Below are 15,425 nucleotides of genomic sequence, written 5' to 3' on the forward strand. Positions count from 1 at the left end.
AGTCGCCATGTCGATCTTGCAATCCCGCGCAGCTATGGAAGCCACGGCACTGATTGATCAGTACCGGCATGAAAGCATGGCGCTTCAGCGTTACCTCAATGTAGATGCCGACCGTAAAGAGCTGGCAGATGCATTGCGCGAATTTTACATCCGCCAGGGTGTGACTGACGTCACCCAAGAAATGATCGATGCCGCTGTCGAAGCATTCCAGCGTGATCGTTTTACTTACCGTGGCTTCCAGGGCGGCGCTCTGGCCAAGGCGGTGGCTAAGGCCTACCTGGTCGTGAACAAGAATTTCGGCCCTATCGTCTTCGGCCTGTTCTTGGCATCGACCGCTATCGGCTTTACGGCTTATGGCAAACAGCAGCTCGAAGCCAGTCGCTACACGGATCTGGTCAAAGAGATCACCAGCCAGCAAGAGCAATATGCGAACGCTGCAACAAAGGTGAAGCGCTTCGTCGATGACCAGAAGGCTTGGCTGAACGCAGTCAAGAAAGACAAGCCAACCTGGGCTGTCGACGTCACTCAGACCTCGCTGGTTCAGTACGAAGGCCTGCTGTCGAACATTGAGAGCAAAGTCTACGGCCTGGTAAGCAAAGTCGACGGCGGCACGGATCCTGCGACCCTGGAAAACGTGACTGCTCACTATGACCAGTACAAGCAGGCGTACAAAAACACCTCTGCTGAGCTGAAGCCGCTGCATGCTTCGCTCCAGAAAGACATCGATACTCTGCTGCAGACGCGCCAGTCCCTGGAAGCGCTGTGGACTGCCGACAAGTCGCTGAGCGCCTTGATGTCGACTCAGAACTACCATGAATTCGGCGATGACCCGAAGGTGCAGTACCGCCTGGGCTTCGTGGAATCGGCGCTGATTGCCGGCAAGGCTGACGAGGCCAACAAGCAACTCGGCCTGCTCAAAACGACTTTGGCCAGCCGTGGAACCTCCAAGGCGCTGCAGGCCGGTTACACGCTGCTGTCGACTCAGTACGGCAACACCTTCAAAGATGCCGAGGGCATGCGCCGTGCCGGCCTGATCCTGGCTCAGGCACGCAAAGCAGCGGAGGAGGGCAAAGAGCCTGACTTCATGCTGGCTGGCACTCAACTGAAGGCTTTGGCTCAGTACGTCGACATGGATCTGAGCATTCGTCCTACTGACGGGCCAATGTCGGGTGTGAAGCGCACCCCGGACAAAGATCCACAAGGCATTGGTCGCAGCTACATCATTCTTCAGGTCGTTGACGCAGCGGGCCGGGTAATCCCTCGCGAGGTCTACAACCAAGAGAAACAGAAGGTTGAGGTCGTTACTTCTTGGGGCCAAGAAATCAGCGCGACTGAGTTCCAGGCCTTCAAGGCTGACAAGTTGAAAAATGGCTTTGTGAGCGATCCAGACTTTGGCCGTAAGCCTTCTGGCGACTACGCACTGACGTTCAAAAAGCCTGTTCTTAAGGGCACGATTACCAGCTGGAAGGATGGCAAATAAATGAGCATGACAGGACGTACCGTCAAAGAGCACGTATCGACCCTGGTGGACAACCTGGCGCTGGAAAAGCGCACGGCTGAAACCTCGCTGCACAGTGCTCAGCGCCAGCTGGAACAAAACCAAGGCAAGAAAGCTGATCAATTGGCGATCATGGCCAAGGTTCACCTGAGCGCAGTAATGGGCGGTCAGGACGATCTGCGCCCGATCAGCAGCGAAGTTACCAGCCTGCTGGCCAAGCGTGACAGCGACTACAAACAGCTGCAAACCAAGCTCGAAACCGAGCGGGAAGCGCTGTCTCAGGCTGACGTTGCCTTGCGCACTGCTCAGCAGATGGTTGACGGTCGCAAGAAAGACACTGACGCAGCACTGGCCAGCAACCCTGAGCTGAAACAGGCCCGCGACGAAGCCGCTCGCTTGCAGGCTGTCTTCGACAGCCAGTCTGAAGTGCTGAATGGCATCCAGGCAGAAGCTGCTGGTAAGTTGAAAGCGTTCCTCGAAGATCCGTTCTTCAACCACTTGCAGCGAACTGGCTTCGGCACTGACGCCCCGAAAGGTCGCTGGATTTTCCGTGGTCTTGATCAATGGCTGGCCAAGCGCATCAACTATGACCAAGCAGCGCGTGACTACAAAACGCTGATTGAGCTGCCGACTCGTGCCAAAGCGGATTACGAAGCAACTGCAGGCCAGCTGAACAATGCCCGCGAGAAGTCCGCTCAGATCATGGAGGGTATCGACAAGGATATCGGCCTTGGTCAGGCGCTTAACCGACTGGAAGCCGCTCAGCAACGCCTGCAAGAGCGTCGGACGATGATCAGTACCGTACAGGACGAGCTAAATCGCCATATGGCCGGTACCGATGGCTCGCTGAAGAAAATCAGCGACGTGATCACCAAGACCATGCAGGCAATGAGCTTGCCTACCCTGGATCGCCTGACCCGCGAAACAGAGAACCATGAAGATGAGCTGGCGCTGTCGACGTACCGCAGCCTGGTGGAGTCCGACGAGCGTCTGCGCAATGAAGTCGCGAACATGCAAAATCGCCTGGAGAGCGTTGCTTTGCGCTTCCGTCGTGCGAAAAGCCTGCGCGAGTACTGTGAAGACCAGGGTTTCGAGAACGGCTCTCGTGTTTTCAACCGTGGCTTCGATCTCGCCGGTCTGGTTGAAGGCTACATGCTGGGCAAGATCGAGCAGTCGACGTTTGGACGCAAAATCGAGTCCTCGTCGGAAATCGAGCGCCCGGTCTACGAAGCACCAGCTTACACGGCACCGACCTACGGCAGCAGCGGTAGTAGCGGTAGCTCGGGCTTCTCCAACTCGGAGTCCGTCAGCAACAACTCTGGTTTCGGGAACAGTGAAACGGTATCGAACGAGCCGACTACGTACCGAAACACCGATTCGTTCTGATTTATCCAAGCCGGACGCTCCTGTCCGGCTTTTTCGTGAGTGTTCCACAATGGAAATCAACAGTAATTCCGATGACATCAACGTGCTGCTGGAAACGGCAGCCCTTTGTGCTGAAAGGGCGCTGATCAGCATCACCTGTTTGGGCCGCATGCCGGCAAGTCCGCAGAACACCCTTAAGATGGGTGCCCTGGCGTATGCGATCCACAACTTGCCTGCGAACCTTGGCGGTCGGTATTCCAAGCCGGAGACTGATGAGCAGAAAAAGCGCCAGATTTTCTACCTCAAATTGGAGATTAATGGCTATCTCGAGGCTGCCAAGCTGCCTGAAACCGAGGGCTAAGAAACCTCTGCACAGAGATGCCGCCGATGGTGGCATTTTTATGTAATTAAAGTGGTGTATAACATTCCTTGTATATTGACGTGATGGCTTTTTGGCGTATAATTTCCGGCATCCAAAGGAGATTCCAATGCGCTATATCACTGAAGAAAACCTGCTCTACGTCAGGGACAGACTCGCTTCGCTTGAGACTTACCGCGAAGTGGCATTGCAGGCCCAGGGTGATGAGCGCATCCGCGAATCCGTGCTGGCCAAGATCAAGAAAGAGGCAGATGCCTTGGGCGCCAGCTTCTTCGAAAAGGTCGACGCCAATGGCACGACCCGTGTCCGCCATCCAAGCATTGCGGTGATTGAGATTGCGCACGAAATCCTCCCTCAGCCTCGCCGGCTGTGGGGCAACAAGATCAAATCTCTGGTCGCTTACACCATCGAGGTGTCACTGGCTGATGCGCTGATCGACACCGAAAGCGTGATTCGTTACGAGCCTTACGAGCTGGTAGGGCGCTTCACGGTCAGTGAGAACACGTTTAACACCATGATGGCTCAGAACGGTAGCCGCTCGCTGCCGGTGAACATCGAGATGCTCAAGGGGCACTCGGTTGAGCCTTCCATCCCGGATGTGTTCGAGGCAGAAGCTCGCATCCTCGGCGCCAACATAGATCGTTCGCTAAATTCCCAGGGTAACCGGATCACGAAATTGATCGCTGCACTGGAGGAGCGCAGCCAGAAAGGCGGAAAACTGCCTGCAAGCTCGATTGAAGAGTTCGCCAAGATTGGAGAGGTGCCGTCGCGCATCAAGGGCGATACGTCGCACCATATCGGCGAGCTTGCTGAGTTCAGCCATGAAGTGATCACCGCACAGCGTTTGGAAGTCGAAGCGCTCATCGTGCTTCATCGCCAGCAGGAGGCCAAATAATGCGTCATACAGACCGTGTCTACGTTCGTGAGCTGGGCTTCACTGCGGAGGAGCTCGCCTTTTTGAAGCCGCAGGCTGAGGCTATGCTTGAGCCGTTCTTGAAAAAGGCAACGAAGGACATGTACGGCGGTAAAGACAAGAAGTTCTACGACCTGGTTCGGGAGAAGAGTGTTGCAGAGCTCCTTGGTAATGACCCGATTGCACGGCTGCAGATTGAAACTGTCCACGCTATCGCGAAGGCAGAGCAGGGTGACGAGAGCAGTCTGATCCAGGAAACGGTGCTTGCTGATTCAGGTTTTGCCCTGCAACACAGCTCTTTCGGGACAATGGAAGTAGGAAACCCTACGGGTTTAAATCACCATACAGTTGGATCCCCCAGCATCGGCGATCAGAATAAATCGCTGACGTTCAAGACAGCATCGGCGACCTTGTCGAAAGAGTCAGCGCCTCGGCTGTACGGTGCTGCGCGTGAGCTGTTGAGCCTGACCCTCACGTTAGAGCAGTTCTGTATGATGATTCGCGGCAACAAGGGTGTGTTGACCCCTTGTGGCGTTTCCTCAACCCGGCACTGGGCCGACTCGGTACCGAATCTGACGAACGCGAAAGTCACGGTGCGCGATCTGGAAGCGGAGATCTGGGTGGCTGAAATGCCCCTGACTCGCAAAATCCGGGCATTCACCAAGCTCCTTGAAGCCGGTGCGAGCAAAAAGGGTGACTACGAAGCCCTGATTGATGCTGCCAAAGAGGCCAGGGCCGCGTTTGAGGCGGTTCTGGGGGATATCTCGGCCATCGCCATGGAAGCGGGCATCAAAGAGGGTGAAATCGCCCAGAAGCAGTTCCAGAGCGATCTGAATGAACGCCTAGGACAGCTGAAGCTTGGAAGCGGCTTCACTTCGATGATGCATCTGCTTACACAGGACGCCGGCAAGCAGGGCGGAAAGTAAGTTTTAAGTCGCGGCCTGGAGCTCTGGGCCGCTTACCAATTCTGCGCGGGTGGCTTCCATCGAAGGGGCTCGGCGCATAGACCCCTTTTTGATCAACCTCCGGATTACAGTCATGACGAAATCGTCCAACCTCGTTCCAAAGCGTTATCAGCCTCGTAAGTGGCCGGTAGGGAAGAAGCCTGCAGCAAATATCGGTGATGATTTTGGGGCTCCTCGTCATGGCCATGGTGAGTTACGGCTGGACATTGCCTCTGGTATTGACGATCTCCTGGCCTACTTACGCGATAGGCTGCCAGGTGTCGATGTGGTCGAGCACTCGTTCACCAGAGGCCAAATGACAGGTCGCTCAATGAGGGACATTCACCCGATCTGCTTCGCCTTTGGCGAACAAACGATGATGCAGATACGTTCACTCGACCAGGGCGCCTTGAACAGCGCTCAGGCGGTGTTCTACCGTGCAAAGGATCGTATGGCTGGTTTTGGTACGGCAGAAGACGTAGCCACCAATGAGGCGCTCAGAGAGGCGGTGTGGCATTACGTCATGAACACTGAGAAGCTTAAATCTCCGGCTCCAATGCCGAAGCCCCGGCCTCAGCCAGAGCCTCTCGATCCTGAAGCGGTCTCCCGGCGTGATGCGTTCCTTCAAGCCGCTGCGTACCACGATGCAATTGTCGAAAGCTGGACGAAGGAATCAAAGCGCGCTGAAGCTGCGTACAACGAAAGTCAAGATCCGAAAGACTTAAGCGATTGGGAGGCAGCCTCCGTGAACTCCGCCAACCACTACGACTTTGCCAACGACATGCGCCGGATGGCTGAAGGCGTGAAGCCCCGCAACGCCCCCATGGAGTTCGCTGAGCAGACTCAAATGGGCACCTGGTCGGGACGGCTGAAGAACCTCCAAGTAGCGTCTCCAGCTGCTCCTTGGTGAGGGACGTTTTGTGAACAATGAAGAAAAATGCACCCGCCTTGAGCTGGAAAACGCTGAGCTGCGTGAGGCATTGGCTGACAAGCTGGTTAAGCAGACGTTGCTGAAGCGCTTGGTTGCAGAGAATGGCGAAATGAAGCTCGAAATGGAGGGAGGGGCGTGCCGGCTGATGGCCGAAACGTTCGGCACGATGCTCCTGGAAAGCAAAGCTGCGAATTACATCGAGACCATGTTTGAGCTGGGTGGTGTCGAGGGGCACCCTAAAGCTGTGATCCTGGTCACTGTTCAGCGCGGGGAGGGCAAGACACCTCACCAGTTGCGTACGGAGGCTGAGCAGGGGCGTGATGAGTCCGGCCAGACCATCCGTGCGTTCCAGGCTGGTATGCCTGTGACTGCCAAGTGGCCGAAGTGGGCGAATTACTGCCGCCTCGGGCCCAATGCCTATTGGTTCTACTACGAAACGGTAGGAGAGGACGGCGAAGTGGATCCCGAAGGCAAGTGGGGTGTTGCTGGCGCCGCAACCGAGGGCACGCCACCTGACTGGGAGGGGATGTTTGTCTGCAGGTCGCTAATTGAGGCGCTGCCGAGCTGCTTGAGTGGTGAACGTCCCCCGGCAACTGAAGGCGAACTTTAAGGAATCACCGCAATGTTCGAAGGTAGAACGTACACCCACGAAGGCGGCTACAAAGGCACCGCGATCCGCTTTGAGGGCGCGACCAAGCACAAAGGTGTGGCCACCACGTCGTACAGCTACGGCATGTCGGACGAGGAGCGGTCAGAAATGGCCAGGCGCATCACGGCAGCGCTGAACCTCACGACGAGCTTCACCGTCGAGCAACTCGAAGCGGCTGTTCAGCTTAAGCGCAAGCGTGATGCAGAGAAACGTGGCTCACCAGGCACCAAATAAGTTTTAACGAAAGAGCCCCATCCTTGGGGCTTTTGCGCGTTTACAATAGGAGAACGAAGTGGCTCACCAGAAATTTATCGACAAATGCAAAGAGGCGAGTCTTGATCATGGAATCGAGTACTTTGCTGTCGGCTTGATCGTCAGTTGTAACATGGAGAATGGCGTGCCGAACCGCTCCGGAAAAGACTACTGTGTCGAGTACATCGATCCTTTCGGTCACCATCAGATGGCCTGGCGTGCCAGCGACGAAATCGAAATCACGCCAATCGACGAAGATCACCATATGTATTTGAAGCACTGCTACGAGGTCGCCCAGGCGGAGTAATGTAGCTCGCCGGGTGGATTGCCAGGAAACCGACTACCTGGCAATATTCCGCAATAGTTTCTAGGCCAAAGAAGAGGGGAAACCTCCATGCAAAGCAACAAACCTGATACCAACGTAGTTACGCCAGCGAATGCTGAGGAATTGCATTCCAAGGCCTTTGGGATGGACAGCCTCTGGGTACCTGTGGTCGTCGGCGGGCAGGCAATTGCCGCATTCTACCTGGCCGAACAGATTCACGATAAGACAGTGGGGACTCAGGCCGCAATTATAGCCATCGTGGTGCTGTCCATGGTTTTCCCTATGGGGCGAGACATTCACGAGTTCTTCCTGCGTCGACGCGACCGAAAAGCCAAGCGTTCTGCTGAAGCAGCCAGCGCCTAAACGACAAACCCCGCCACGAAGGCGGGGTTTTTGTTCATCCGGATAGCTTAAAGCGCCGGCCCGTCTGGTACTTGTCGGCTCAGCAGGTTACGCTCCTTCACCATAGCGGTTAGCTCAGTCTTGAGCGGGTTGATAATGGAATCGACCATCTCCAGTGCTTTGGCGGGCTCCTCGTATCCCTCGATACCATCGATGAACTCGCTCATCTCCTTGACCAGCATCGCCCTCAAGAGCCCAACTCGATCAAGGTTACGTTCACCTTTTGAGCGCTGAGCGGCGGGTTGAATCGTGATATCAAGCCAGTGCATAGCCTCAGTCATTAACTTGAGACTGTGCAGCCCCTTAAACACCTCATCGTATCCTTGAGGTAGCTCGCCGGATTGCTTGTACTCGCGGGTGGCCTTGTAGCCGGCCAGCTTATTCTCGCCCAGGAACTTGTGCAGGCGATCACTGATGATCCCTTCGTGTTTGGACAATGTCCGTTTGCACGCATAGGGCACCTTGGCGTCCTCAGGATCGAGATCGCCGGTGGAAAAGAACACGGCATTCCCATAAACCTGGGTAAGGTGATAGGCATCATCCCGTGTATCAGGATCTGGCGAATCCAGTGCATCAAGGTGGGGCTGAAGACCCTCAAGCAGGGGCTCAATCAGCTTACGCTGGGCCTCGGCATCGATGGGGTACCGGGCCTTGATTGAAGGCTCAGCGAACATCAGATCAAGCGACTCAGGGGTGGTGACGAACAGTGAAAACTTCATTTTCACGGGTTCCAAAGGCGGGAGGTCTTCACTCCTTTGGAATAACGACCTTTCGCGTGGGATGTCCTGAATGCTGTGGGTGTAAAGCGCCTCCTGGAGTTCTTCCAGGTTTTGGGCCTTGCTGGCGGCTGCGAAGAGGGCGGAACGGACGGCCATGCTGTTGCCTTCGTCAGGGGCGACATGGAACCCATCCCAGATGCCTTCGATAGGAAGGCTTGCGATTCGGTAGCGGTCTGCTGAGTCGCAGATGAGGTAGGTGATGTTCTCTTCATCGCGGGCCTCTGTCATCAGGTACGCGACAACGCGATCACCCTCTCTGATCGGGCGCCCGGTAATGCAGTCTGAGAGGGTGATGGCCATCGTTGATCTCCTGAAAATCGTTTTAACAAGTATAGGGATGCCGCAACGCCGGTGTCTGGCAATGCATGTCCTCGATAACAATCATCATATATTGACACTTGCGCATTGCGCAAGTAGCATACGAATTATCAAATTGAAGGGGATTCCCAATGAGCAATTCTGCACCCGGCCAGATCCTGCGCCGCCGTTTTCTTGAACCGCTGAACATCACAGCCACTGACTTGGCCAAAGCCATGGGTGTCTCCCAGTCCGTGATCAGCCGGATCATCAATGGTAAAAGTGGCATTACCGCAGACATCGCGCTTCGCCTTGAGCTGGCGCTTACGCCTTCTGCCGAAACCTGGATGAATCTGCAGACCAACCATGATCTGGCCATGGCCAGGCAGAAGCTGCAGGAGACCCCTGTGGAGGTCGTTCGTCTGTACGGCGGGGACATGCCGGATGCCGGCTAAGTCCATGTTGAAAGATTCCCGAGACCGCAATCTTGCTCGGGCGATGCTCATGCTCATGACAAGGCGGGACGTAGAAGCCAGCACAAGGCCGATCAGGGTGAGTTTTGCACCGGGCGGGTGTGACGCTCTTGGTATGGATGAAATCTGCAAGAAGGGCGGCTGGGAGCCTCAGAGGGTTATCTACCAGGCCAGGGTTCTCCATGCGATTGCACGCCACCTCCATGAATCAGGTGTGCTGAGGCGCTGGACTCCACGCATCGGATCGAAGACTTACTCCTACAGCTTGGCAACAGAATGGCTTAAGCGGTTGGCGCCGAGCAAGTGGAGTGACCTGTCGTGCGAGCTGGGCGAGACGTCGACTCCAGCCCGTGAAATGGAGAGGCTGCTGGACTTGGTGTATCCGGTAGGAGGAAGCCCACAAGATCCAGTCTTGCTTTGCGAAAGTCAGATCCCATCCGGAGGCAGCGTCCCAGGAGTACGCGTAGCTCATCAACCAAACCAAACTCAAGCGCACTGAAGCCATGAAAAACCCCCGTAATCATTACGACAATCTCAAAGTCGACCGTACAGCCTCAAAGGCTGACATCAGGAAGGCTTACCGCCGACTGGCAAGTGCTCATCACCCAGACCGGAATGCGGGCTGTGCTACATCCCTCAGCGCGATGCAATGCATCAACCTGGCGTATGAGGTGTTGTCGAACGAGCGGTCACGAGCACAGCATGATGCTTGGATTGAGACGAACGAAGCGGCCAGCCGGCAGAATGCTCAGCAAGGCGAGCAGAAATCTCGGAAAGAAGAAAATTCCAAGCCACAGCAGGAGTCGTCATACAGCCAAAATCAGACCGATGAGTCCAATGACTTCAGCTCAGAGAAGTGGGATCGTTTCGAGTTCGTGCGGCCCCAAAATTTTGATGAAAAGCACTACGATGATTTCCTCAACTACAACACAGTCATGTGGAAGCTGTTTAGGGAGCTCAGGCTCTCATACCTGACTCCAGAGTTGATCTACAGGTCGTTTCTGATCGACAAGCAATGGGGAAGGGGAGCCCCAAAAACAATTGCGAAAGCTTACGATGCCATCACCAGGGGGATGGATAGGCCGGAGGACAGGAGCTTCGACAAATTTGCGGGTCTTTACTTCAACCTAGCACCTGCTGTGCAAGGCGCCCTTGTGACAACCGCTTTCTTTGCGTTTGTGGTGATGCCGGCGTTTTGGTTGTTCAAGCTCTAAGAGACTCGGTACTTCGCACGGAGAGCGCCTACGGTTCAGGATTCGCACAGCGTTAACGCAGGCGCTGTGCGAAAACTTCGATTCTCTCGATTGGCCAGCCTGTAGCCTGTCAGAGCAGATTCAGGATGACGTCGAAGCCTTCCGGCCACATTGGGACGGTCGACATCTTGGCGCGGATCTGGATAGGCGGGGTTTTGGAGACAATGCCGTTCTCCACCTGGCGGGCGATGATGGCTTCCAGGGGCGGCTCTTTGTGGGAATAGCCTTCGTTCTTTTCAATTTCCATGAACATGCAGGTCATCACCTGGTTGGCGTAGTCCTCTTCCCATTCGCAATAGGTCGTCGTCCAGTCTTCGCTGCTGAACTGAATCACAGCCCTGGAGGAGCGGACGCGGATTTGGACATGACGGGCTTCGGCTTTGCGAGCTGCCATGAGGAGGCTGTTGAGCGCCTGGTGCGCGGCTTCTGGCGTGATGGAACTCATGAAAATCACCAATTCTTGTTTTTCTTATCTATCGATTCTATCTCAGAAAAAAGCCTGAGGGGTAGCAAAAAACAAAGGCCATATATTGACAGTTATCCGACCTGCGGTATGCTCTGCGCTCGGTTAATGGAGCACTACATGAGCACTGTCGATAACGTTTTGAAGAACGACGAGCCACTGCATATGGTGGATCGCGCCGTATCGCTTAAGCATTACAAGGCTATTGAAGCCGCAAGCGAGCTGGCAGATGATCTGGGAATGGGCATCCGCAAGGTCGCTCATGAAGGTCACGATTGGTTGTTGATCCCGCCTGCACAGGCCCGAATCGCTATCCATGCGATGCTGATGGATCAGTCGCTGCCATGTACTGACACCTCGCACTACATCTACGAAAGCCACTACCCAAAAGCAGTGCGCCTGGACTTCTTCAAGACGCATTTCCACGAACTGGTGATGAACTGCGCTGCTCGCAACACCAAAGAAGCTGATGTATTGGTCGATGTCGTCAGCAGCCTGAACAAGATGAGCTTCGCTTGGCCAGAGACTGACGCCGACACCATCGGTTTCGTTGAGTATCTTGTCCTGCTGACCAAGCAGAAAGAACAGCTCGTGTTCGACAGAAAAATGAACATCGCCTGGAAGCTCACCCACGTAACGATCCGTCGTACGATGAGCGGACGTGTGCTTGCCGCTTACGGCGAGGCGCTGCTGCCAATGGGCAAGCGCATTGCGCAGGTGAACATCTCCCATCGTGAAGGTGAGTTCCTTAAAGCACCTCTGGGTGAGATGCGTCTGGTGCCGCTGACACCAGAGATGCTGGCTAAGCTGGCGGCTGATGGCAAAGCAAAACACCAGGAGTTCATGGCTGAGGAAATCAGCTACCGAGAGTTCAAGGACGTCGGTTACGTTCCTGGCTTCATGGGCTCTAAGTTGCCGGTTTCTGTCGATAGCCGTGTCATTGTTGACCCTGCCGGCTGCCGTGAGATGGAACCAAGCAGGTTTAACAGCTTGCTCGGCCTGTTCGACATCTCGATGGATGAAGATGATGATGAAGAAGTAGCAATCACCGGTACGGACAGTGATTTTGCTCGACTCATCAAAGTTGGTGTTTTCTTCAACCTGAGCAAGTCGCACTGGTTCGTCGCTCAGCTGGAGAAGTCGACGCCGATCAAGTTCCGCAGCGATGCTTTCGAGCATCTTGTGCTTGATCCGAAGTTGAAGAAAATGATCAAAGCCATCGCTGTTCACCGCGCTGGGGACATCGACCTCATTGCTGGCAAGGGTGGCGGCGCCATTTTCCTCTTGAACGGCACGCCTGGTACCGGCAAGACTCTGACGGCGGAAGCGGTGGCTGAAGTACTGCAAAAGCCGCTTTACAAAGTCGGTCTGGGCGATTTGGGCACTGACGTAGAAGTGGTGGAGGAGCGCCTCGGCAACTTCTTGAAGTTTGCTGAAAGATGGCACGCCTGCCTGTTGTTTGATGAGGCGGACACGATGATGGAGAAGCGTGACGTCAACTCGCTTCAGCGAAACGCCATGGTCGCGATTTTCCTGCGTCTGCTCGAGTACTACACCGGTGTGCTTTTCCTCACGACCAACCGTGGTGCGAACCTCGATGAAGCATTCCAGTCTCGCATCACCCTGGCGATCCACTACGAAGATCTCGATGAGGCCGGTCTGCGTAAGATCTGGGAAGGTCGCCTGGCTGCAAACAAATATGTGATTCAGGATGGTGATATTGATCGCCTGCTGACTTACAAAACCAACGGTCGTGAAGTGAAGAACGCCATCAGCTCGGGTATCTCCCTGGCGATGGAAGAGGGTGTTCAGCCGAACGTGAGCCACCTGATCGACATGCTGGAAGTCAGCAAGACGTTCAAGAAAGGCCTTTGCGCTGAGTAACACCTAGCGGTACCGAAGAGCCCTGGGGAGACCTGGGGCTTTTTGTTCTTTGGCATTAAGTGCCATTATTCCATCTGTTTCATGCGAAAAATGCCAGAATAATGGCACTTAGCATGACGCCAACCCATCGAGGTACACATGAGCTCTACAACCTCAATGCTTGAAAACGCTAAGCAAGAGATCGCACGCGCCTACTTCGAGGCGATTGAATCGATTGGGCGGGGAGAATCCAAAAGGTGGCACCAGGCACACTTCAAAACGACCACGGATGTGATCGTGCTGAGATTGAAGCAGGCCCGGATCAACGCCGCTGAAGCTCAGGCCGAGATCGACTCGCTGGCGCCTATGCTGGAGAACTGCGATGTCGAGCCGGCGCAGCCGAAGAAGGCGATAGCGTCCTACATCAGGCCATTGCTGTACTGCGTTACGGGTAGCTTGATTTGCGTAGGGCTACTCGTCCTGATCGACCTGATCCACAAAGGCGCTTAAGCAGCTATAGGCGCCATCAGGTGTCTGTACCTGGGCGTTAGCTGGAGCGGGCCATCGTTCCGCTCCTGGATGGCTTGTACCTGGCAATCCTTGCGAAAGCATTCGACCAGGGAGCCCTTCACCCCATTTTGGCTCCAAACGCCAACTTGACCCATCCCCATGCCGTGAACCGGGCAGCAGCCGGCCAGAAGCCTTCTGCGGCGGTCGCTTGCTGATTGTTTTGCCACGCGGATCTCCTTGATGATGCGGGGGATCTTAGCGCTGCGGGTCGCGATCTGTAAGAGGAGGGCGCTGGCGCCTCCCAGGGCACCTTGGCCAACCTTGGTAGCGTGAGACATACTGGAAGAAAAGAGGCATTAAACATGATTCGTTTCGACAGCCTTCCAGAGGATATGCAATCCCTGATTTCCGATTTTGTTGAAGTTGATCGAGATAACGTTCCGGCCATGCTGCCAACTCGCGAGGTCAGGATTGCCGACATCCCGATTGTCCGCCTTTGTGAGTTCGATAGGGGGACAGCGTACGCAAGGGCACTGACCCCAGAAAACGCGCCGCCACTGGTCATCGCGGAAAACCACTTTCTCGACGGCAAGCACCGGTGCTTCTCGTTCCGGGAATTGGGTGTCGAGAGCTTCATCGCTATCGACCTGACCGGCATTGCCTCGCCACATATGATTGAGATGAACTCGATGGGCGAGCTTTCGGGTCAGTCAGCTCTTCAGGTTGAGGCGCCTGCTAAGCCAAAACGTCGGATAGTCAGTCTAGAGTCAGACGGGCCTGGAATGAGCTAGGGATGGCTGGAAACTTCCCTTGTTCCGTGAGTGCTTTTTCATGCGCTCGCAGATTCAAATAAGGTAACTCAGTCTGATTTTTAGTGCAACTAGTAAAATTTAAATTTGTTGGTTTTCTCATTTTTATATGTTTTCATACACCCACTGAAAGCAACTATGGAAAGTGAAGATGAGAGATCGCGAAGTTCAAATAATGATGTTTGAGATGTATGGGCTTCTAGTTGATTGCTCTAAACTAACAGAACGCCAAATAAGCATGTGTCTCGATATTGGCCCAGCTCGTAAAATCGAGGACTACCCAACCCTTGGGGAGTTTCTTCGCGCAGTATTCGGGAAAGATACCAAGCGGGTTCCAGTGGCAAGCGTGGATTTTGAGTTTTTCCCCTCAGATACCCCAATTGAGCACCTCCAGTGCCCTCATTTTTATCAGGAATTGGTACGTTCAACTCGTGCCAATGCTCGAAAAAGCAACGCGAAGCTTGAGCTCATGAAGGCCCAGGGGCGTACTGCGTTAGATGCAATTAATAGCATGCACCGAGCTGAACTTGCTAAGAGTGAGATGAGGGGCTATGAACGAGGTCTTGCTGACGCTGAAAAAATGCTTAAACGAAAGTTGCTAGTTGAAGCAAATGCAGCGCATCAGGAAATAGAAGAAAACCTTGCAGCCTATACTGATGGAGTTCGCATCGACCTAGGGGAATGCATAGAGCATCTTGAGCAAACCCCTGATGATCGCACTTCCGGTGCTTATATCTTCATCATGGAGCTATCGAAGCGGTTTACCAAACGACTCAAGGTTTATTCTGGTCGCCGGCCCCCGGATGACACCGAGGTCTGACCAGGGTATTGGCTCATCGTGAGCCCCGCTGCAGGGCCCATATTTAGGGCTTTCTCACTAGACAATGATGTTAAATTGACATAAAATGCGAGGCAACAAAGGAATACCCCTCAAGAGATTGGAGTCGAGCATGGAACCTCAAGCCGTTGTACTGCCAGTAGGGCAGGATCACCCTGTCTGCGATCCGAACTTCGTGATCGATCAGGACAGTCACTTCGAATTCCAGGAGCGAGCAGCCGTCCTGGCCATTGTGAAAGCCATGGTCACCGAGGACTGCTTCTTGGACATTGAGCGTGCGATGGCCGACAGCTACAACCGTAACTTCAAAATTGTCGACCAGCCAATTGGCGAGGGCGAGGATCAGGGACACTGCTTCGGCGACATCTTCGTTCACCAGACCACCAATGGTGGTTTCTCTGGGGACGATTATGCGGGTACCATCGGCATCCCGCTGCCCAACGGCAAGTTCCTGCAGTTCGACTACTGGATGTGACCACAGC

19 protein-coding genes are annotated in these 15,425 nt (G+C 54.6%); 17 read left to right on the forward strand and 2 right to left on the reverse strand.

Features of this window, described 5'->3' with window-relative positions; genetic code table 11:
• Positions 1-7 precede the first annotated feature (7 nt).
• The 10 genes from DKB71_RS37450 to DKB71_RS37495 all read left to right on the forward strand — a co-directional run bounded on the left by DKB71_RS37450 (position 8) and on the right by DKB71_RS37495 (position 7,619).
• Positions 8-1,480: a DUF6384 family protein gene (locus tag DKB71_RS37450; protein WP_408601677.1), complete on the forward strand. Its 1,473-nt coding sequence runs from the start codon at positions 8-10 to the stop codon at positions 1,478-1,480.
• Positions 1,481-2,884, forward strand: coding sequence for a hypothetical protein (locus tag DKB71_RS37455; protein ID WP_408601678.1), 1,404 nt, complete (start codon positions 1,481-1,483; stop codon positions 2,882-2,884).
• A gap of 49 nt (positions 2,885-2,933) precedes the next feature.
• Positions 2,934-3,224 carry a hypothetical protein gene (locus DKB71_RS37460; protein ID WP_408601679.1) on the forward strand — a complete coding sequence of 97 codons (291 nt, stop codon included), beginning with the start codon at positions 2,934-2,936 and terminating at the stop codon, positions 3,222-3,224.
• A 127-nt stretch (positions 3,225-3,351) separates the two neighbouring features.
• Positions 3,352-4,137, forward strand: a complete 786-nt coding sequence (locus DKB71_RS37465) for a hypothetical protein (RefSeq protein ID WP_408601680.1) — start codon at positions 3,352-3,354, stop codon at positions 4,135-4,137.
• Positions 4,137-5,081, forward strand: coding sequence for a hypothetical protein (locus DKB71_RS37470; RefSeq protein WP_408601681.1), 945 nt, complete (start codon positions 4,137-4,139; stop codon positions 5,079-5,081). The genes DKB71_RS37465 and DKB71_RS37470 overlap by 1 nt, the downstream gene beginning before the upstream one ends.
• A 112-nt stretch (positions 5,082-5,193) precedes the next feature.
• The gene (locus DKB71_RS37475) at positions 5,194-6,009 is read left to right on the forward strand and encodes a hypothetical protein (RefSeq protein ID WP_408601682.1); all 816 of its coding nucleotides are present in this window, start codon (positions 5,194-5,196) and stop codon (positions 6,007-6,009) included.
• 10 nt (positions 6,010-6,019) lie between these two features.
• Positions 6,020-6,640, forward strand: a complete 621-nt coding sequence (locus tag DKB71_RS37480) for a hypothetical protein (RefSeq protein WP_408601683.1) — start codon at positions 6,020-6,022, stop codon at positions 6,638-6,640.
• A gap of 12 nt (positions 6,641-6,652) precedes the next feature.
• Complete coding sequence (locus DKB71_RS37485; protein ID WP_408601684.1) at positions 6,653-6,913, forward strand: hypothetical protein; 261 nt, start codon at positions 6,653-6,655, stop codon at positions 6,911-6,913.
• A 58-nt stretch (positions 6,914-6,971) separates the two neighbouring features.
• The gene (locus DKB71_RS37490) at positions 6,972-7,238 is read left to right on the forward strand and encodes a hypothetical protein (protein ID WP_408601685.1); all 267 of its coding nucleotides are present in this window, start codon (positions 6,972-6,974) and stop codon (positions 7,236-7,238) included.
• Positions 7,239-7,325: 87 nt separating this feature from the next.
• On the forward strand, positions 7,326-7,619 hold the full coding sequence (locus DKB71_RS37495; protein ID WP_408601686.1) for a hypothetical protein: 294 nt from the start codon (positions 7,326-7,328) through the stop codon (positions 7,617-7,619).
• 47 nt (positions 7,620-7,666) lie between these two features.
• Here DKB71_RS37495 and DKB71_RS37500 read toward each other — a convergent pair whose 3' ends face one another.
• A complete protein-coding gene (locus tag DKB71_RS37500; RefSeq protein ID WP_408601687.1) occupies positions 7,667-8,737 on the reverse strand; it encodes a hypothetical protein in 1,071 nt (356 codons plus the stop codon).
• A 149-nt stretch (positions 8,738-8,886) separates the two neighbouring features.
• Between DKB71_RS37500 and DKB71_RS37505 the strand changes: the two genes are divergently transcribed.
• Both DKB71_RS37505 and DKB71_RS37510 read left to right on the forward strand, forming a co-directional pair.
• Complete coding sequence (locus DKB71_RS37505; RefSeq protein WP_408601688.1) at positions 8,887-9,189, forward strand: HigA family addiction module antitoxin; 303 nt, start codon at positions 8,887-8,889, stop codon at positions 9,187-9,189.
• A 521-nt stretch (positions 9,190-9,710) separates the two neighbouring features.
• Positions 9,711-10,421, forward strand: coding sequence for a J domain-containing protein (locus DKB71_RS37510; RefSeq protein WP_408601689.1), 711 nt, complete (start codon positions 9,711-9,713; stop codon positions 10,419-10,421).
• 109 nt (positions 10,422-10,530) lie between these two features.
• On the opposite strand, the gene DKB71_RS37515 is transcribed toward DKB71_RS37510, so the two are convergent.
• Positions 10,531-10,905 (reverse strand): hypothetical protein, encoded by a 375-nt coding sequence (locus tag DKB71_RS37515; protein WP_408601690.1) that lies wholly within the window; start codon positions 10,903-10,905, stop codon positions 10,531-10,533.
• Between the two features lie 138 nt (positions 10,906-11,043).
• Between DKB71_RS37515 and DKB71_RS37520 the strand changes: the two genes are divergently transcribed.
• The 5 genes from DKB71_RS37520 (at position 11,044) to DKB71_RS37540 (ending at position 15,418) form a co-directional block, all read left to right on the forward strand.
• A complete protein-coding gene (locus DKB71_RS37520) occupies positions 11,044-12,807 on the forward strand; it encodes an ATP-binding protein (RefSeq protein ID WP_408601692.1) in 1,764 nt (587 codons plus the stop codon).
• 138 nt (positions 12,808-12,945) lie between these two features.
• Positions 12,946-13,296, forward strand: coding sequence for a hypothetical protein (locus DKB71_RS37525; protein WP_408601693.1), 351 nt, complete (start codon positions 12,946-12,948; stop codon positions 13,294-13,296).
• Between the two features lie 362 nt (positions 13,297-13,658).
• Positions 13,659-14,087, forward strand: coding sequence for a hypothetical protein (locus DKB71_RS37530; protein WP_408601694.1), 429 nt, complete (start codon positions 13,659-13,661; stop codon positions 14,085-14,087).
• A gap of 169 nt (positions 14,088-14,256) precedes the next feature.
• Complete coding sequence (locus tag DKB71_RS37535; protein WP_408601695.1) at positions 14,257-14,925, forward strand: hypothetical protein; 669 nt, start codon at positions 14,257-14,259, stop codon at positions 14,923-14,925.
• 130 nt (positions 14,926-15,055) lie between these two features.
• On the forward strand, positions 15,056-15,418 hold the full coding sequence (locus DKB71_RS37540; RefSeq protein WP_408601696.1) for a hypothetical protein: 363 nt from the start codon (positions 15,056-15,058) through the stop codon (positions 15,416-15,418).
• Positions 15,419-15,425: the final 7 nt, after the last annotated feature.

The sequence above is a fragment of the Pseudomonas sp. PLMAX genome (assembly GCF_046042685.1).
GTDB lineage: Bacteria > Pseudomonadota > Gammaproteobacteria > Pseudomonadales > Pseudomonadaceae > Aquipseudomonas > Aquipseudomonas putida_AE.